The 19,593-nt window shown below is 37.7% G+C and carries 18 protein-coding genes; all 18 read left to right on the top strand.

All coding sequences use genetic code 11. The features are described from left to right. Nucleotides 1-66: 66 nt before the first annotated feature. The 18 genes from paaA to IW22_RS08730 all read left to right on the top strand — a co-directional run bounded on the left by paaA (nucleotide 67) and on the right by IW22_RS08730 (nucleotide 19,582). The gene (gene paaA, locus IW22_RS08820; protein ID WP_034725797.1) at nucleotides 67-1,005 is read left to right on the top strand and encodes a 1,2-phenylacetyl-CoA epoxidase subunit PaaA; all 939 of its coding nucleotides are present in this window, start codon (nucleotides 67-69) and stop codon (nucleotides 1,003-1,005) included. Between the two features lie 118 nt (nucleotides 1,006-1,123). Further along, a complete protein-coding gene (paaB, locus tag IW22_RS08815; protein WP_034725794.1) occupies nucleotides 1,124-1,405 on the top strand; it encodes a 1,2-phenylacetyl-CoA epoxidase subunit PaaB in 282 nt (93 codons plus the stop codon). 74 nt (nucleotides 1,406-1,479) lie between these two features. After that, nucleotides 1,480-2,229: a 1,2-phenylacetyl-CoA epoxidase subunit PaaC gene (gene paaC, locus IW22_RS08810; RefSeq protein WP_034725792.1), complete on the top strand. Its 750-nt coding sequence runs from the start codon at nucleotides 1,480-1,482 to the stop codon at nucleotides 2,227-2,229. Nucleotides 2,230-2,272: 43 nt separating this feature from the next. Then, nucleotides 2,273-2,737 (top strand): 1,2-phenylacetyl-CoA epoxidase subunit PaaD, encoded by a 465-nt coding sequence (paaD, locus tag IW22_RS08805; RefSeq protein WP_081873920.1) that lies wholly within the window; start codon nucleotides 2,273-2,275, stop codon nucleotides 2,735-2,737. Nucleotides 2,738-2,786: 49 nt separating this feature from the next. Next, nucleotides 2,787-4,643: a right-handed parallel beta-helix repeat-containing protein gene (locus IW22_RS08800; protein WP_034725786.1), complete on the top strand. Its 1,857-nt coding sequence runs from the start codon at nucleotides 2,787-2,789 to the stop codon at nucleotides 4,641-4,643. A 224-nt stretch (nucleotides 4,644-4,867) separates the two neighbouring features. Next, on the top strand, nucleotides 4,868-5,668 hold the full coding sequence (locus tag IW22_RS08795) for an enoyl-CoA hydratase/isomerase family protein (RefSeq protein WP_034725783.1): 801 nt from the start codon (nucleotides 4,868-4,870) through the stop codon (nucleotides 5,666-5,668). An 89-nt stretch (nucleotides 5,669-5,757) separates the two neighbouring features. Further along, nucleotides 5,758-6,891: a 3-hydroxyacyl-CoA dehydrogenase NAD-binding domain-containing protein gene (locus tag IW22_RS08790; RefSeq protein ID WP_034725780.1), complete on the top strand. Its 1,134-nt coding sequence runs from the start codon at nucleotides 5,758-5,760 to the stop codon at nucleotides 6,889-6,891. 97 nt (nucleotides 6,892-6,988) lie between these two features. Beyond that, entirely contained in the window at nucleotides 6,989-7,402 is a 414-nt protein-coding gene (locus IW22_RS08785; protein WP_034725778.1) for a PaaI family thioesterase, read from the top strand. Between the two features lie 84 nt (nucleotides 7,403-7,486). Next, nucleotides 7,487-8,692, top strand: coding sequence for a 3-oxoadipyl-CoA thiolase (gene pcaF, locus IW22_RS08780; RefSeq protein WP_034725776.1), 1,206 nt, complete (start codon nucleotides 7,487-7,489; stop codon nucleotides 8,690-8,692). A 339-nt stretch (nucleotides 8,693-9,031) separates the two neighbouring features. Then, nucleotides 9,032-9,625 (top strand): transferase hexapeptide repeat family protein, encoded by a 594-nt coding sequence (locus tag IW22_RS08775; protein ID WP_034725774.1) that lies wholly within the window; start codon nucleotides 9,032-9,034, stop codon nucleotides 9,623-9,625. A gap of 42 nt (nucleotides 9,626-9,667) precedes the next feature. Further along, nucleotides 9,668-10,510 (top strand): alpha/beta hydrolase, encoded by an 843-nt coding sequence (locus IW22_RS08770; protein ID WP_228384022.1) that lies wholly within the window; start codon nucleotides 9,668-9,670, stop codon nucleotides 10,508-10,510. Nucleotides 10,511-10,527: 17 nt separating this feature from the next. Then, nucleotides 10,528-11,853 carry a DUF6624 domain-containing protein gene (locus IW22_RS24550; RefSeq protein ID WP_185113577.1) on the top strand — a complete coding sequence of 442 codons (1,326 nt, stop codon included), beginning with the start codon at nucleotides 10,528-10,530 and terminating at the stop codon, nucleotides 11,851-11,853. Continuing rightward, nucleotides 11,854-12,123, top strand: coding sequence for a hypothetical protein (locus IW22_RS08755; protein ID WP_034725772.1), 270 nt, complete (start codon nucleotides 11,854-11,856; stop codon nucleotides 12,121-12,123). A gap of 26 nt (nucleotides 12,124-12,149) precedes the next feature. Beyond that, on the top strand, nucleotides 12,150-14,645 hold the full coding sequence (gene paaZ, locus IW22_RS08750) for a phenylacetic acid degradation bifunctional protein PaaZ (RefSeq protein WP_034725768.1): 2,496 nt from the start codon (nucleotides 12,150-12,152) through the stop codon (nucleotides 14,643-14,645). A 171-nt stretch (nucleotides 14,646-14,816) separates the two neighbouring features. Beyond that, on the top strand, nucleotides 14,817-15,353 hold the full coding sequence (locus IW22_RS08745) for an SMI1/KNR4 family protein (RefSeq protein WP_034725766.1): 537 nt from the start codon (nucleotides 14,817-14,819) through the stop codon (nucleotides 15,351-15,353). 49 nt (nucleotides 15,354-15,402) lie between these two features. After that, complete coding sequence (locus IW22_RS08740) at nucleotides 15,403-16,152, top strand: DUF4241 domain-containing protein (protein WP_034725763.1); 750 nt, start codon at nucleotides 15,403-15,405, stop codon at nucleotides 16,150-16,152. 29 nt (nucleotides 16,153-16,181) lie between these two features. Beyond that, nucleotides 16,182-16,868 (top strand): SMUG2 DNA glycosylase family protein, encoded by a 687-nt coding sequence (locus tag IW22_RS08735; RefSeq protein ID WP_034725761.1) that lies wholly within the window; start codon nucleotides 16,182-16,184, stop codon nucleotides 16,866-16,868. 29 nt (nucleotides 16,869-16,897) lie between these two features. Beyond that, a complete protein-coding gene (locus tag IW22_RS08730; RefSeq protein WP_034725759.1) occupies nucleotides 16,898-19,582 on the top strand; it encodes a DEAD/DEAH box helicase family protein in 2,685 nt (894 codons plus the stop codon). Nucleotides 19,583-19,593 lie beyond the last annotated feature (11 nt).

The following is a 19,593-nucleotide window of genomic DNA, read 5'->3' as shown; positions in this document are numbered from 1 at the left end:
TAATAATTTACCAGTGTAACAATCATTGGTACATTGTTAAACTGATACATTGCTAAATTGAAAATTATGGATTTAGAAAAATTTGTTCAATACGTTCACGACGAGAATAAAGTAGAGCCAAAAGATGTAATGCCCGATGATTACAGAAAACTATTGGTTCGTCAGATTTCACAGCACGCGCATTCTGAGATTGTCGGAATGCTGCCGGAAGCCAACTGGGTTTCAAGAGCGCCTTCACTGAGAAGAAAAATGGCCCTTTTAGCTAAAGTTCAGGATGAAGCGGGACACGGTTTATATCTGTATTCTGCAACCGAAACTTTAGGAAACGGAACCATCAGAGCGGACAGAGACGCCACTTATGACGATATGTTGGAAGGGAAAGCGAAATACTCAAGTATTTTCAACTATCCTACATTGAGCTGGGCAGATATCGGTGCAATCGGTTGGTTGGTAGATGGTGCAGCCATTATGAATCAGGTCATGCTGATGGGGAATTCTTACGGTCCTTATTCGAGAGCGATGGTGAAAATCTGTAAAGAAGAATCTTTCCACCAAAGACAGGGCTACGAAATTCTGATGGCACTTTGCCGTGGAACGAAACAGCAGAAAGAAATGGCTCAGGCTTCGTTAAACCGTTTCTGGTGGCCAGCTTTAATGATGTTTGGTCCGAATGATGACAGCTCGCCTAACTCTAAAATCTCAATGAATTACAGAGTAAAAAGAGAAAGTAACGACAGTCTTCGTCAGAGATTTATCGACGTTACCGTTTCTCAGGCTGAATTTTTGGGATTAACCGTTCCGGATAAAGATCTGAAATGGAACGAAGAAAGACAGCACTACGATTTCGGTGAACTTCCTTGGGATGAATTCATGGAAATCTTAAAAGGAAACGGACCTTGTAATAAGAAAAGATTACAAACCAAAGTAAAAGCGCAGCAGGAAAACCTTTGGGTAAAAGAAGCAGCAATAGCTTTTGCAGAGAAACAACAAAAAGAAGTAATATAATAATGTAACAATATACCAATGTAAAAATGTAACAATCAATTGGTCACTCTGAGCAAAGCGAAGAATCTCTGATTGGTAAACTGTTACACTGATACATTGTTAAATTTAGAATTTGACTATGGCAAATTTAGATATGTGGGAAGTGTTTATTCAGACTAAACCGGGATTATCTCACAAACACGCAGGAATAGTACAGGCTCCTACAGCAGAAATGGCTTTGCAGAACGCAAGAGACGTTTACACCAGAAGAAAAGAAGGAACTTCCGTTTGGGTAGTACCAAGTAAATATATCGTGACCTCAGAAGGAGTAGACAAAGAAGCTTTCTTTGATCCGGCAGATGACAAACTATACCGTCACCCGACATTCTATGATATTCCTAATGATGTAAAAAATATGTAATTTTCTGTAAAAGGTAGGCTGTAAAAAGTACAAAGTACAACCGACATTTTACGTTTTACAAAAAAAATAAAACAATGAATCCATTATATAATTATTTATTAAAGTTTGCTGATGACAGCTTCATCATGGGACAAAGACTGTCTGCATGGTGTGGTGAAGGTCCTTATTTAGAGGAAGATATCGCATTGACAAACATTGCATTGGACGAACTTGGCCAGGCCAATAACTTTTATGTGTATGCATCAAGAGTTGCGGATAACGGTAAAAGTGAAGACGATTTAGCCTTCTTAAGATATGAGCACGAGTATGTCAACGCACATTGGGTAGAACTTCCTAATGAAGATTACGCACAGACTATTCTTAAAGTATATGTGTTCTCTGTATATCAAAAACTGATGTATGAGGCATTATCGAATTCTGCAGATGAAGAACTTTCTGCATTGGCTCAGAAGTCTTTAAAAGAAGTAAGATATCACTACACCCACGCTTCTTCCTGGATGAAAATTTTCGCTCAGGGAACAGAAGAAAGCCGTGAGCGTTTGGTAAAAGCTCTTGACAATATCTGGGAATATTCAAAAGGTTTATTCGCGAAAGTGGAAGGGGAGGATGATTTAATTGCTTTAAATATCGCTCCGAATGGAGATGAATTATACAAAGAATTCTTAGCGATCACCCAAAAAGATTTTGCAGAATATCGTTTGGAATATCCGGCAAATCCATTTATGCAGCCTAAATCAAGAACAGGTTATCATACAGAATATTTCGGATTTATCCTTTGCGAACTTCAGTATATGCAGAGAGCTTACCCGGGCTGTACGTGGTAGTAATTGTTACATTGATGCACTGCTAAATTGTTAGATTAAAATTTTGAAAAATTTATTAAATATATTATCCCAGGTTCCCGATCCCGAAATTCCGGTGATCAATGTTGTGGAATTAGGTATTGTAAGAGAGGCAAAAGTTACCGGTGAAAATACCTGTGAAGTAACCATTACGCCTACTTATTCTGCCTGTCCCGCCATGTTCACCATTGAGGAAGATATCACGAAGATCATGAAGGAAAACGGCTGGGATGCGAAAGTGGTAACCAAAATGTTTCCGATCTGGACAACGGACTGGTTAACGGATGAAGCGAGAGAAAAACTTCGTATTTACGGAATCACACCTCCCGAAAAAGGAGCAGACGAACATCACATCGGAAAACCGAAAAAATGTCCGCGTTGCGGTTCTATGAATTCAAAACAGATCAGCAGATTCGGATCTACCTTGTGTAAAGCCTCTTATCAGTGCTTAGACTGTCTGGAGCCGTTTGATTATTTTAAATGTCATTAATAGTAAGAAATTATTTTCAAAATAAATGACTTGATGATGTAGATAAAAAATGATACGACGAGTTTTGTCGTTAGCAGCCCTTAGTTTTGCTTCAGTATCATTTATTAATGATCTTATTTACAATAATCAACACAAAACATTTATTATGACAAATTGCAACAGTCAGAAATTTCCATCAACGTGCCAGGAATCTACTATTATTAAAACATTTCACAATACCGGAGAAGTTATCCGTTATCAGGAAATAGACCCTATTAGTACCAGTTTACTAGATGGTGTTGTTCTGAGACAAGAAAACGGAAAATATTATAAAGCCATTTATACAGAGAATACCATTAATGTAGAATGGTACAGATGTACTTATCCCACTGATTTAACAAATGGGACCGGAGATAAAGTCATGCTAACTAAAGCGATTAATACCGCGGGATATTTGGGAGCAACTTTAAGATTTGATGCGAAAGAATATATTCTTAATGAACAATTAAGTTTTGTAAATATTTCCTGTTTTAAACTTTTGGGAGATAAGCAACATACAGTAATTAAATCAAATACTAATGAAAGGTTTGAAAGTTTTTATTTCAGCTTTACAACTTGCCAAAACATTATTATAGAGGGCCTAAAGTTTGATTTAAACAAAAGAAATTTACTGGCTTATAATTCAGCTGATGATGCTGTTCAAAAAGAGTTTAATGGGGGAGTATTTTTTACTGACTCAAGCAATATAGAAATTACAAATTGTAGTTTTTTTGATTTATATAATCGTGCTATAAGAATCTATTCGTGTCATGAAGGACATATAATAGTGAATAATAATCTTTTTGAAAGTGGGCTCCAAAATCAGATTTATGTGATGGAGCATTTAGTTATTTCACAATCTCACAATGCTAATGTAGTTGTAGAAAATAACAGTTTCAAAAATGCCGAAAATCATGACTCGTCTAAAGCACCATGTGGTATTTTTGGATTTGATCTGGGGTTATTTGGATCTGTACTGATTAATAACAACTATTTTGAGTATTGTGGAAGAGATAATACAGGACATCATAGATTATATGCGATAGATTTTTATGACAATGTTAACAACTTTGTTATTTCTAACAATACATTCCGAAATACGACTTGGGGAGCGATTAGGTTTGACGGGATTAGAAAGAATGGGATTATTACTGATAATATTATTCATCAGCTAATTTCAGATGATGGCGGAATGATCAACGCATCTTCCAGAGGCGCGGTAGAATTTAACCAGACAGAGTTTAGGAATGTTATCATTAGTAACAATATTTTAGAATCATCAGGAGAGACAAGTTATGGAATAATTCTTCAAGGATTGTCATCATTCTGTAATACAGAAAATATTGAAATTTCAAATAATAAATTCTATAATTTGAAAAGCTGTATAACTCTTCACGGAGATATGGACACTGTTTCAATTAGTAATAATCAAGCTTTTAACCTTACGGCTATCGGAATATATATTCAGGGACGTAAAGTTATTAATGGAGTAGAAATGGAACCTCGTAAAATGGCTAAAATATATATCAATGATAACAATTTTAGTGGACATTCAAACCCAGATTTTAAAGGGATTGTAGGGGTTCAGATAGATGGAAAAAATGGGCAGCATTCTTTCATGGGAAGAATTTTGATTAATAATAATTTTATTACAAACAATAATTACGGATATGGTATTATTGCTAATACAGGGGACTCTTTAGACAATGTTATCACGGTAACAGGTAATGTTATCGAAAATGTTGGGACAGGACTTTATATAAGAACTAAGAAAGTATTTGTTAAAGATAATTTGATTTATAATGCATCAATAGGTGCTATTAATGATACAGACGTACCTGGCCAAACAATTTATCACGAGAATTTTTATAATAACGTAATTATTTAATTATTTGAATGATATAATGTAGCAGTTTAACAGTGTTAGAATAATTGTTAAACTGCTACATTGCTAGATTTTTAGATTGTTTTATATTATGCAGAACTATTGATTGCTACATTGTTAAACTGCTATATTGTTATATTAAAGAGATTGCCACATTATTTTATATTGTTAAATTAGAGCAGTGTAATTTTTTAATTCTTTAATCATTTAATTTTAAATTTAAAACCATGTATACACAACTTGATATTGAAACGCATTTTGACGGAAAACTGAAAATTGCTTACCTCAATCAGCCGGAAACAATGAACGCGCTTACCAAGCCATCTTTATCAGATCTGAAAGATTTTGTTAAAGAATGTAGTGAAGACCCTACCGTAAGATGTGTGGCGATTTCGGGAAGAGGAAGAGCTTTCTGTTCCGGTCAGAATCTGGATGATGCTTTCGTACAGGGTAACGAACACCATGATAACGATATCATCAGAAAAATCGTAGTGGATTACTACAATCCTCTGGTAACAGAAATCACGCGTTGTAAAAAACCTGTTGTGGCATTGGTAAACGGTCCTGCAGTAGGTGCAGGTGCAATGTTGGCATTGATCTGTGACTTTGTTTTGGCAGTAGATAAATCTTATTTTGCTCAGGCATTTTCAAATATCGGATTGATTCCTGATACAGGTGGAACTTATTTCCTTCCAAAATTATTGGGAAGACAGTTAGCTAATTATTTAGCATTTACAGGGAAAAGATTGTCAGCGGAAGAATCTAAATCTTACGGTTTAGTGGCTGAAGTATTCACTGAAGAAGAATTTGCTCCGAAATCTATGGAGATTCTTGAAAAAATGTCAAATATGCCGACTGCTGCTCTTAAATTAACCAAGAAAGCCTTTGCTCAGTCTTATACCAACACATTAAAAGAACAATTGGAGCTGGAAGGCGATTTACAACAGGAAGCTGCAGAAACAGAAGACTTCATCGAAGGTGTGAATGCCTTTTTACAGAAAAGAAAACCTGAGTATAAAGGAAAATAAAAGATTTTGTACAATGTAAAAAGTACAATGTACAAGGTACGTTGTCGTTGTTATACTTTTTACATTGTACATTTTACATAATACAGAACATGAACAATATCGGAATTATTGGGGCAGGAACCATGGGTGTAGGAATTGCTCAAGTGGCTGCAACAGCGGGATGCAAAGTCGTTTTATTCGATGCAAATGCTCCGCAGATTGATAAAGCATTATCAGGCTTAGAGAAAACACTTCAGAAATTAGTGGATAAAGCTAAAATTTCTCAGGAAAAAGCCACAGAAATCAGAACAAATATCGTTAAAGGTGAAGCTTTACAGGATCTGAAAGACTCAGATCTTGTCATAGAAGCTATCATCGAAAACAAAGACATAAAAACCAAAGTATTTACAGAACTTGAAACCTATGTTTCCGACGACTGTATCATTGGTTCCAATACCTCATCCATTTCTATCACCTCTCTTGGTGCAGAATTAAAGAAACCAGAACGTTTCATCGGAATTCACTTTTTCAATCCGGCGCCACTGATGCCTTTGGTTGAGGTGATTCCTTCTTTATTAACAGAAAAATCATTACCGGAAAAAATCTATAACCTCATGAAAGATTTGGGGAAAACTCCTGTGATTGCTAAAGATATTCCCGGATTTATCGTCAACAGAATTGCCCGTCCTTACTATGGCGAAGGATTAAGGATTGTTGAAGAAAATATGGCAACGCCTGAACAGGTAGACGAAGCGATGAGAACACTGGGGAACTTTAAAATGGGACCTTTTGAACTGATGGATTTAATCGGTGTTGACGTCAATTTTGCCGTAACCACAACCGTTTACAAAGACTATTTCTACGATCCGAAATACAAACCTTCTCTGCTTCAGCAAAGAATGGCTGAGGCCAAGCTTCACGGCAGAAAAACAGGAAAAGGTTTCTATGATTATGCAGAAGGCGCAGAAAAAGCGGTTGCTCAAAAAGACGATGCATTATATCAGCAGATCTTCTTAAGGATCATTTCAATGTTGATCAACGAAGCTGTGGAAGCCAAAAGATTAGGAATTGCGAATGATGAAGATATCGAGCTGGCCATGCAGAAAGGAGTCAACTATCCAAAAGGATTACTGGCATGGGGAAAAGAAATTGGTTATTCAAAAATTTCAGAAACCCTGCAGAACCTTTACGGAGAATATCAGGAAGAAAGATACAGACAAAGCCCTTTGCTTCGCAAAATATAATAAATCTAACAATGTAACAATCCACTGATCATTCTAGGATTACTGAGGAATTTCTACTGGTAAACTGTTACATTGATACACTGTTAAATTAAAAGAAATGACGCCGAGACAAGTTGCAGATTATATGTTCGGTCAGGATTATTTTTCCCAGTGGATGAATATCAAAATGATCGAAGTCAAAGAAAACTATTGTTTAATAGAAATGCCCATCAAAAAAGAAATGATTAATGGGCTGAAAACGGTTCACGGAGGCGTTACGTTTGCTTTTGCAGATTCTGCATTGGCATTTTCGTCCAACAATTGCGGCGATGCAGCCGTTGCGCTGAACTGTATCATCAATTTTACCAAAGCCGGTAAAGAAGGGGATGTTTTCAGAGCAGAAAGTATTCTGGTGAATGATACCAGAAAAACAGCCGTTTACGACATAAAGATCACCAATCAAAACAGTGAACTGATCGCAAAATTCGTCGGAACCGTCTATAAAATCGGAAAAAAAGTAACAGAACTATAAACAAAATGTCCCAATTTGAAAATGTACCAATCTACCAATCCAATTGTTACATTGTTAAACTGATACATTGTTAAATTAATAAAAATGAACAACGTATACATCATAGACTACGTCAGAACACCCATTTCAAAACTGCAGGGCGGATTATCAGAAGTAAGAGCTGATGATTTGGCGGCAGTGGTTATTAAAGAAGTTATGGCCAGAAATCCTGAAGTTCCTGCTGAGGAAATTGAGGATGTTATTTTCGGATGTGCTAATCAGGCGGGAGAAGATAACCGTAACGTAGCGAGAATGGCTCTTTTATTGGCCGGGCTACCTTACAAAATCGGTGGAGAAACGGTAAACAGGCTTTGCGCTTCAGGAATGTCAGCGGTGGCTAATGCTTTCCGTTCCATTGCTTCCGGAGAGGGTGAAATTTATATTGCTGGTGGAGTAGAACAGATGACGCGTTCTCCTTACGTAATGTCTAAGCCGGGTGCTGCTTTCGGAAGAGACAGCCAGATGTTTGATACGACTTTCGGATGGCGTTTTGTTAACCCGAAAATGAAAGAGATGTACGGAGTTGATGGAATGGGAGAAACCGCTGAAAACTTAGCCGATATGCACAATGTCAGCAGAGAAGATCAGGATAAATTTGCCCTTTGGTCTCAGCAGAAAGCAACAAAAGCCCAACAAAGCGGGAGACTGGCGGAAGAAATTGTAAAAGTTGAAATCCCTCAGAAAAAAGGTGAACCTAAAATTTTTGATCAGGATGAATTCATCAAGCCTACATCTTCAATGGAAGGTTTAGGAAAACTCCGTCCGGCTTTCAGAAAAGAAGGAACCGTAACGGCAGGAAATGCTTCAGGAATGAATGATGGAGCAGCAGCGCTTATTTTGGCAAGTGAAGAAGCGGTAAAAAAATATGGTTTAAAACCGAAAGCTAAGATCTTAGGATCTGCTGTAGCTGGTGTGGAGCCTAGAATTATGGGAATCGGACCTGTAGAAGCGACCCAGAAATTATTAAAAAGATTAAACCTTTCTCTGGAAGATATGGACATCATTGAACTGAACGAAGCATTTGCAGCACAGGCATTAGCTGTGACCAGAAGCTTAGGTTTGAAAGATGATGATTCAAGAGTAAATCCAAACGGAGGAGCTATTGCCATCGGCCATCCGCTGGGAGTGTCAGGAGCAAGAATCATTGGTTCTGCTGCTATTGAACTGAAGAAACAAGATAAGAGATATGCATTATGTACCCTTTGTATCGGTGTAGGACAGGGGTATGCAATGGTGATTGAAAAAGTATAATTTTTTCAATAATGTAACAATATAAAAATGTATCAATGTAACAATTCCTCCTATGCTGAGTCTGTCGAAGCATTTCAATTGGTAAACTGTTAGATTGATACATTGTTAAATTAAATTTTTAAATGTAACAGTCTAAAATGTATTAGTTTAACATTATCAATGTAACCTCAGAGTTTTTAGATTGGTAAACTGTTAGATTGATACATTGTTAAATTAAATTTTTAAATGTAACAGTCTAATAATGTATCAGTGTAACATTATCAATGTAACCTCAGAGTTTTTAGATTGGTAAACTGTTAGATTGATACATTGTTAAATTAAATTTTTAACAAAAATTTTATGAACATCTACTCATACCACGGTATCCGTCCCATCATCAAGCCCTCTGCCTATATTCATCCGCAGGCGGTGATCATCGGGAATGTGGAAATCGGTGAAGAAGTATATATCGGACCCAATGCCGTGATCCGCGGCGACTGGGGGAAAATTATCATTAAAGACGGAGCCAATGTCCAGGAAAACTGCACCCTGCATGTGTTCCCGAATATTGAAACCATTCTTGAAGAATCAGCACATATCGGGCATGGAGCAATCATCCATTCCGGACATATCGGTAAAAACTGCCTGGTAGGAATGAATTCCGTCGTGATGGATAAAGCTGTTATCGGTGATGAATGCATCATTGGAGCATTGGCTTTTGTTCCTGCTAATTTCACCTGTGGACCAAGAAAACTGATCGTAGGAAGTCCTGCGAAAATTATCCGTGACGTTTCGGATGAAATGATTCACTGGAAAACAGAAGGAACCAAGCTTTACCAACAACTGGCAAGAGAAGGAAAAGAAGCTATTCTTCCATGTGAACCGTTCTCAGAATATGTAGAACAGACCGCTACCAAAACTGTGGATTACAGTATCTGGGCGGATTTAAAATAAACTTTTAAACCTTATTCAAAACGTATAAGGTTTTATGATATAATGAAAAAGAATATGATCAAAAAGATGCTCATTGCCTGTAGTATGTTGTTTGCTTTTCAGTTCATGGTTTTAGCCCAGAATGAAAAAGTAAAACCATTGACTATCGGAGAGGTCAGAACATTTAAATCTAAGATCTTAAATGAAGACAGAACTTTAAATATTTATTTGCCGCAAGGTTTTGATAAAACAAAATCATACCCGGTGATCTATCTGCTGGATGGTTCAATGACTGAAGATTTTATCCATGTGTCGGGATTAGTACAGTTCTTTAATCAAATGTATGCGATGCCTGAAACCATTGTGGTAGGAGTCGCCAATATCGACAGAAAAAGAGATTTTACCTTTCATACCGATCTGAAAGATTTACAGAAGGATTATCCTACGACAGGACATTCAGATAAATTTATAGAATTTCTGGATAAAGAATTACTCCCTTACATAGGAAGCCAGTATAAAACAACAGAGAAATACGTATTCGGACAGTCACTGGGTGGGCTTTTGGCTACAGAAATTCTTTTCAAAAAGCCGGAAATGTTCAATAACTATTTTATCATCAGCCCAAGTTTGTGGTGGGATGATCAGAGCTTATTGAAACAGGCGCCGCAGTGGCTTTCCAAAAGCCCGGATACGAAGAAATTTATTTACGTTTCTGTAGGAAAAGATGAACATCCTGTGATGGTAAAAGACACAGGATCTCTTTATGACGTATTGAAACAGGCCGGTAAAAAGAACTGGACTGTGGAATATAAAATGATGGAAACAGACAATCATGCAACCATTCTTCACAGGAGTCTGTATGAAGGTTTGGTAAAACTTTTTCCATACAAGGAACCTAAAAAATAACCATCAAAATACGAATCATGAGATATTTATTTTTCGCCATTTTCTTTTCAGTGTTAATCAATGCCCAGAAAAAGCAGGATAAGAAAATTAATGTAAAGCTTAAAAATGAATTGGCCACGATTCAAAAAGATGATCAAATCTATCGTGAACTGATGGAGTCTGACGTTTCCCAGGAGCAAAAGGAAAAGGTCATGAAAGAAAAAAATCTGAGTAAGGAAGATATTACGGATAAATTGTGGTCACTGATGGATGAGCAGGATAAGATCAATCTTGAAAAAGTTGAAAAAATCATTGCAGAATATGGCTATCCTGGAAAATCTTTGGTAGGAGAGCCGGAAAATGAAACCACATGGTTTGTTATTCAGCACTCTTCAAAAATTAATCAATATATGCCCCTTATTAAAGCGGCAGCTGAGCATAAAGAAATTCCGTTCAGATTGTATGCCATGATGCTGGACAGACAATTGATGAATGATGGAAAAGAACAGATCTACGGAACTCAGGGGTTTTCTTCTCACGATGGAGAGAAAGAAAGTGATCCTATTATCTGGCCGATTAAAGATGTTAAAAATGTAAATAAACTCAGAAAGGAAGCCGGTTTTTATGATACGGTGGAAAGCTATGCCAAGCGCCTCTACGGGAAAAATTTTGTTTTTAAAAATTATACTTTAGATGAAGTATTAAAGTTCGGAGATAGCCAGAAAACGGAAGGAAAACCACTCAACCTTGAACTCAAGAAAGAGCTTGCTCAGATTTATAAAGACGACCAGATCTACCGTGAGCTGACACAGCCCAATATTACACCCGAAAGAAAGGCAGAGATCATAAAAGAGAAAAACCTCTCTACAGAAGATGTGAGTACGGGGTTGATCAAATTGATGGACGATCAGGATCAGAAGAATCTGGTTAAAGTTGAAAAGATCATTGAAAAATATGGGTATCCCGGAAAATCTATGGTGGGCGAACCTGAGAATTATGCCGTATGGTATGTTATTCAGCATTCCCCAAAAATCGAACAATACTTTCCTCTGATCAAAAAAGCAGCCGATGAAAAAGAACTTCCGTTCAGATTGTATGCTATGATGATGGACAGAAAGCTCATGTACGAAAACAAAGAACAGATCTATGGAACACAGATCCGTTCAATTTTTTCCACAAAAAACGGGAAAACGGAAACCCTCTCATTTGTGTGGCCGGTAAAAGACCCGGAGCAAGTGAACGAACTGAGAAAGAATTCCGGATTTGGCAGAACCATCGAAGATTATGCTAAAGATGCAGGAGGATTCGAATACAAAAAATATACATTGAAAGAAGCTTTGGACCTTCTTCAGAAAAAGAAATAAATGATAGAACGTCTAAAAAAATATTGGATTTTCCTCTTGATTGCCCTTATCGGAATCAATTATGCGGGGTTCTATCTATTATGGGAATCAATGGGTATTTCCGATGCGTTGGAGCATGTAGAATCAGAACATGTGATCAGAAAATTGAAACAGAAGGATTTTTTATATACCCTGTTTGTGGATGCTGTCCTGATCCTGGATTTTTCCCTTATTCTGCTGTTGCTGTTTATGGGAGGAAGGAAAATAGTACAACTCATTATTAAAAAATAAAAGTCAGGTAAAAAGTTAAAAATAATATGGAAAAACTGAAAAATTACATCTACGGAGAATGGGTAGAGGGTACCGGAAACGGACTTCCTTTATACAATGCCGTTACAGGCGAGCAGGTTGCTGTTTCAGATACAGAAGGGCTTAATTTTGAGCAGGCTCTTGACTACGGAAGAACAGTAGGCTACAAAAACCTTTCTTCCATGACGTTTTATGACAGAGGAGAGATGCTGAAAAAAGTGGCTCTTTATCTTTTGGAAAGAAAGAAAAAATATTACGAATTATCATATAAAACCGGAGCTACCCACGCAGATTCATGGGTAGATATAGAAGGAGGTTTCGGTACTTTCTTTACCTATTCCGGATTGGCCAAAAGAATGCTTCCCAACACTCCGTTCTGGGTGGATGGCGAAACTCAGAAAATCTCTGCTAATGGAACTTTTCTGGGAACTCACATTCTGACACCAAGTGAAGGGGTTTCTATACAAATCAACGCCTATAACTTCCCGGTTTGGGGAATGTTGGAAAAATTGTCAACATCACTGTTGGCAGGTGTTCCTTCTATTGTGAAGCCATCTCCTTATGGTTCTTACCTGACCAATGCAGTTTTCCAGGACATGATCGAAAGTGGTGTCCTTCCGGAAGGTGCCCTACAATTGGTTTGCGGTGAGCCGGGAAATATTCTGGATTATGTTCAGGATGGTGATTCTGTACTGTTCACCGGTTCAGCCCATACAGGAAGAAAACTGAAATCAATGCCTTCTATTGCAGGAAATGCAGTGCGTTTCAATATGGAAGCGGATTCTCTGAACTGTTCAATTTTGGGTCTGGATGCAAAACCGGGAACTCCTGAATTTGATCTCTTCATCAAAGAAGTACGTACTGAAATGACGACAAAAGCAGGTCAGAAATGTACAGCAATCAGAAGGATTATTGTTCCTGAACACCTGATCGGAGATGTTCAGAATGCTTTGTCTAAAGCTTTAGATCAAACCAAAATCGGAAACCCGCTAAGCAGAGAAACCAGAATGGGATCACTGGTAGGAAAACAGCAGTACGATGAAGTGGTTAGAAAAGTAAATATTTTAAAGTCAGAAACAGAATTAGTTTACGACGGAAAACATGAACTTGTAGATGCAGACTATGATAATGGTGCATTCATGAGCCCGAAACTGTTCTTAAACGATAAGCCTTTCGAGAAAAATATCTCTCACGATGTAGAAGCTTTCGGACCGGTTTCTACGTTAATGCCTTACAAAGATGCTGAAGAAGCGGCGGCTCTTGCTAAAAGAGGAAAAGGAAGTTTGGTAGGATCTATCATTTCCCACGACGAAACCTTTATCGCAGAAACTTCATGGAAAATGGCTTCCCAACACGGTAGAATTTTTGTGCTGAACAGAGACAACGCCAAAGAAAGCACAGGTCACGGTTCACCGTTGCCTACTTTGATGCATGGCGGTCCGGGAAGAGCTGGTGGAGGCGAGGAAATGGGCGGACTGAACGGTCTTCATTTCTTCCTTCAGAAAACAGCGATTCAGGGTTCTCCGGATGTATTGAAAGCGATTACAAAAGTATATCAGCAGGGTGCAGAGAAAAAATTCTCAGACAAGCATCCGTTCCAGAAATATTTCGAAGAAGTTGAAGTGGGAGATTCATTGGAAACGGCAGGAAGAACGGTTACTGATGCAGATATCGTTAATTTCTCCAACGTTTCCTGGGATCATTTCTACGCACACACAGATGCTACAAGTTTAAGCGGAACTATTTTCGATAAAACAGTAGCTCACGGGTATTTCATCCTTTCTGCAGCGGCAGGACTGTTTGTTTCAGGGAAGAAAGGACCTGTTATTGCAAACTACGGTCTGGAAAACTGTTCATTCTTTAAACCGGTTTATGCGGGAGATACGATGACGGTTTATTTAACCGCAAAAGAAAAAATAAACAGAGGCGTAAAAGGAAGAAACATTCCTTCAGGCGTTGTAAAATGGTTGGTAGAAGTGGTTAACCAAAGAGATGAGATCGTTTGTGTAGCGACGATCCTGACATTGGTGGCCAAGCATTCTCCTTTCATCGATTTGAAAGTGAAAAATGTTCAGAAAATATTGAATGGTTTAACAGAAACGACACCGTTAAACTGGGGTAAAATGTCTCCTCAGCAAATGATCGAACACCTTGAACACGGAGTTCTGGTAAGTTTAGGTGAACCGGAAGCCGACAAATGTTTCACACCGGAAGAACAGTTGGAAAAATGGCAGGATTCCCTATATAATCACAGAAAAATGCCGAAAGATTTCCCTGCTCCATTCCTGGCTGAAGATGATACTTTACTGGAATTAAAACATAAAAATCTGGATGCTGCGAAACAGTCATTCCTGGATACTTTACAGAGATTTGTAGTCTATTACAGAGAAAATCCACAGGCTGAACATATGAACTATGTATTCGGAAAACTGAATAAAGAAATGTGGGAGCTGATGCATAAGAAGCATTTTACCCACCACTTTGAACAGTTTGGATTGATTTAATTCAAAATAAAATATAAATTGATAATCCCTTTTGGTTTTTACTGAAAGGGATTTTTTAATGATCCTTGTCGAGGTTGTTTACTGCAAAAATCTTAGCTCAAAAAAAGGTTTTTATTAAAAATGATAATTACTTTTACAGTAAATCAGAATCTCACTTATTTAAAATAAAATATGGAATTACAATTTTTCAAAGACTTTGATTTTACGGATTTCCGGAACGAAAGCAGCTACTCCGTGAGAGATTATATTGAACCTTTTCCGGATGATGAGCTTATTGCTTCCGTAGAAGAAGAACTTGGCTACAAACTTCCCGCTTCTTATATCGAACTGATGAAACTGCAGAACGGCGGATTGGTTGAGAAATCCTGCTTTCCTACAACAGAAGAGAATTCATGGGCGGATGATCATATTGCGATTACCGGAATTATGGGTATTGGAAGAGAGAAAACCTATTCTATCTGTGGAGAACTCGGAAGCCAGTTTATGATTGAAGAATGGGGATATCCTGCAATCGGTATTTACATCTGCGATTGTCCTTCGGCGGGGCATGATATGGTTTTGCTGGACTATTCCAATTGCGGCAAAGATGGAGAACCTGAAGTGGTTCACATTGATCAGGAAAATGATTACCAAAAGATATTTCTGGCCAAAGACTTTGAAACTTTCATAAAAGGCCTGAAAGATGAAGATGAATTTGACGGTGAATAATTAAACAGGTACTTTTAAACTTTAAATCAGATCACAAAAAAATAAAACAATGAACGAAAGCTGGATGCAAAAATGGGAAGAGGTAAAAGATAGACTTATCTGCCCTGTAGATTTGGAAACCTATTTTACTTCAGATGAAATTATGGAGCAGAAAATGGAAGTAATGGAGATCGGGAATGTTTCGCTGCCGTCAGGAAAAGTGATTGTAAGAGATCCTTTGGTTTATTTAAATGCAAACGAGAAACCCTATTTTGTTGAAGTACCCAAAGGTAATTTCCCCGTTAAAATCGCTGTGGCCAAATTCGAAGATTGGGGAGATCGCTATGCCGCTGTGAAAGTAGAATTTACAAAAGAAGAGGCTGTTGTATACAGAGAGGCATTAATAGGAGAAGAGGAACTTGGAGATTCTGAGGAAGAAGATAATTTTGGCTTTGTAGTAGATGCAGGGTTGGCGTGTATTACGGATACACAGGTAGTTCCTTATGTGGAGAAGTTTATTGCAGAACTTGATGTGGAAAATATTTACGATGACTATTTTGCAGAACTCTTTGCTAAAAACTATAAAGAAAATCCTGATAATCAAAGAGATTTGGGAGACTGGATCAATTGGAAGGTGCCGGAAACAGAATATCAGATTCCAATATTTGCAAGCGGTTTAGGAGATGGAGTATATCCTGTGTACTTTGGATATGATGCAAAGGACGAAATCTGCAGTCTTTATATTCACTTTATTGATATAGAAATGGAATTATCTGAAGGAGAAGAGGACGAAGACGATGATGAAAATACAGATCGGTAGAGTATTTCGTGGTTTTAAAATAATTTCTAATGAATAAAAATTTTGCAGATGCTGTCATAGAATTCAATAAAAACCTTCAGTTTTCAGGAGATCTTCCTGAAGGCTTTGAGGCTATGAATCCCTATCTGGATAATCCGGAAACGATGACGGTGATGGAGGAATTTTATCACAAATATTATAATGACAGAAACCAGAGGAAACTGATGATCGGAATCAATCCCAGCCGGCATGGAGCAGGAGTGACGGGCGTTCCGTTTACCGATACCAAAAGGCTGGAAGCGGTCTGCGGAATTAAAATGCAGTCGGCCCACACGCATGAAGTTTCTTCTGTTTTTATGTATGATATGATTGCCGAATATGGTGGTCCGGAAGAATTTTATAAAGACGTTTATATCAATTCACCTTTTCCGCTGGCCATTGTGAAGAAAGCAAAAACCGGCTGGCTGAACGCGAATTATTATGATGATAAAAAACTCTTTGAAGCCGTAAAAGAGTTTATGATTGATTCTTTGAAAAAACATATCAGCCTGGGTGTGGATACTTCCGAAGTATTTGTTCTCGGCAAAAAGAATTCAGAATTTATTTCTGCACTGAACAAAGAAGCCAAATTATTTGAAACCATGACCGTCCTTGAACATCCGAGATATATCCAGCAGTATAAAACAAAAGAAAAACAGCTGTACATCGATAAATATATTTTGGCTTTGAAAAAATAGCTGTTAATTGCATCACTGAACAATTGATCATGACTATTTTTCCTGCTCACACAAAATTTAAATACAGCTGGCGCGCCTATCAGAAGAGATTTCTGGATGATCTTGAAGGATTTCTTACCGATCGGCATCTGCATGTCACTGCACCTCCCGGCTCCGGAAAAACCGTTTTAGGACTGGAAGTTATGCTGAGACTCAATAAACCTACACTTATTGTAGCGCCAACCTTAGCGGTTAAAAATCAATGGGTGCAGAGATTTTGCGAACTTTTTCTTGATACAGAAACAGTACCGGACTGGATCTCCACTGATATCAAAAATCCCGGACTTATTACTGTAACCACTTATCAGGGAATTCATGCGGCATCAGGTTTTCCGGATGACGATGAAACAGAGATTGATAAAAAAACATCCAGAGTTTCCTTAGCTGAAATTATCAGGAAACTGCAGAAGCAGAAAGTAAAAACCTTTATTTTTGATGAGGCCCATCATCTGAAAAATGCATGGTGGAGAAGCTTGATGGAATTGAAAGCTGCGATAGACCCAACCGTTGTCTCCCTTACCGCAACACCTCCTTTTGATGTTTCCGGTTCTGAATGGCAGAAATATATGCAGCTGAACGGTCCAATAGATGCAGAGATTTCCGTTCCGGAATTAATGATTGAAGGCGATCTTTGCCCGCATCAGGACCTGGTTTATTTTACATTGCCAACCTATGAAGAACAGCAGAAAATAGAACATTATCATACACAGGCTGCCACTTTTTTTAAAGAAATTGAGAATGACGATATTCTTCTCAATGCATTGGAACAGCATCCTGTTTACCAGAAACCAATGGATCATCTGGAATGGATCTATGAAAATATATCCTCCTATACCTCCGGACTCATTTATCTTCATTTCAGAAAAAAAGAAATCTCTGAGATTCATTTTGAAATCATTGGTGATCAGCATCAGTACATTCCAGAATTTGATTTTTTCTGGCTCGAAGAACTTCTCGACTTTTATCTGATCGTAGATGAAGTGAATTTTAAAAACGAAGAAGATCACCGTACTGCTTTAGGCAACAGATTGAAAAGACAGGGATTCCTGGAAAAAAAGACAATCAGTTTTTTCAACAATAAAAATGTAAGCCAGATCCTTAATTCCAGTATTGGAAAACTTCAGGGGATTAAAGACATTGTGGAATTTGAATTTTCTGTTTTGAAAGAAGATCTGAAAATGGTAGTTCTTACCGATTTTATAAAAAAGGAATATTTATCCACAGATACCGAAAATAATCTCCATCTGGACAAAATCGGAGCCATCCCTATTTTTGAAAAGCTGAGACGTGAGAATTCCCAGAATAAAAAAATAGGTGTTCTGACGGGAAGTATTGTCATCATTCCGTTATCTGCAATGGAAAAGATGAATGAGTTGTGTTCCAGAAAAGGGATATTGGAAGCGTTGTTTTCACCTGTTACATATGATAAAGACTACATCCAGGTCAATCTTACGGAACAGATAAAACACGATATCGTTCATATCATCACGGAAATTTTTCAACAGGGCTATATTCAGGTGTTGATTGGTACAAAAGCTTTACTGGGCGAAGGCTGGGATGCTCCTAAAATGAATACTCTGATTCTTGCCAGTTTTGTGAGTTCCTTTGTTCTTTCCAACCAGATGAGGGGAAGAGTGATAAGAATTGATAAAGACAGTCCCCAAAAGACAGGAAATATATGGCATCTCGTATGTTTTGATCCAAAGAGTGAGAATGGTGGTCAGGATATGGATATTGTCAAAAAGAGATTTAAAACCTTTGTGGGAATTTCAACCCACGATGAAACGTCCATTGAGAACAATTTTGAAAGGCTTAATATCAAAACCATTGAAAAAGAAGATCAGGTTCCAGTAATCAATCAGGAGAGTTTTTCCTGGGCTAAAAACAGGAAAGATCTCACTCTGCGATGGAAATCAGCTTTAGATAAAGGAAATATTCTCGTCGAAGAAATTAAGGTTCCTTCCGGCGATCTTACCGAAGTGAACGATATGAAGATGACCTATCTCGGAAAAATGACGGCAGATCTTTCTAAAGTAATGATCTCAACCGTTTTGCTATTTGGGCAGGATCTTCTTCTGGGGATACTAAAAAATATGCAGACGATAGATTCTGTTAAAAGCTTTTCCTGGGTTATGTTTCTGTTTGGAGGACTAGGGTTTCTGGCATATGGTTTAAAATTTTACCGTGCATTGAGACAGTATCTCAAATATAAAAACGCGGCAGTACATATCGGACTCATGGGTGAAACTGTTCTGGAATGCCTGATCTATGAGAGAATTATTACAACTCCTCCAGAAAAGATGAAAGTGGTAAGTTCCGGGACTAAAGGTGATATGTTCTGTTATCTCGATGGAGGAAGTCACTATGAGAAGTCACAGTTTATTCAGGTTTTGCAGGAGGTTATTTCTAAGATTGATAATCCGCGTTATCTTTTAAAACAGCAGGCTAAGCTTTTCTTCACAAAGAAATATATCTATTATCCTATCCCTGAAGTTTTTGCCAAAAACAAAAAAAGTGCCGAGCTGTTCATGAAAACCTGGAGCGAAAAAATTGAAAAATCAGAACTTGTTTTTACCAGAACCATTGAAGGACGTCGTATTCTTTTACAGTTGAGGTTTCAGTCCCTGCTAAAAAGAAATGCAAGGATAGAACATCCTCACAAATGGACCCGTTAAAAAACAAAAAT

Source organism: Chryseobacterium sp. JM1 (assembly GCF_000737715.1).
Classification (GTDB): Bacteria; Bacteroidota; Bacteroidia; order Flavobacteriales; family Weeksellaceae; genus Chryseobacterium.
The sequence above is the reverse complement of the archived record's forward strand: the minus strand, read 5'-3'. Positions and strand labels throughout refer to the sequence as shown.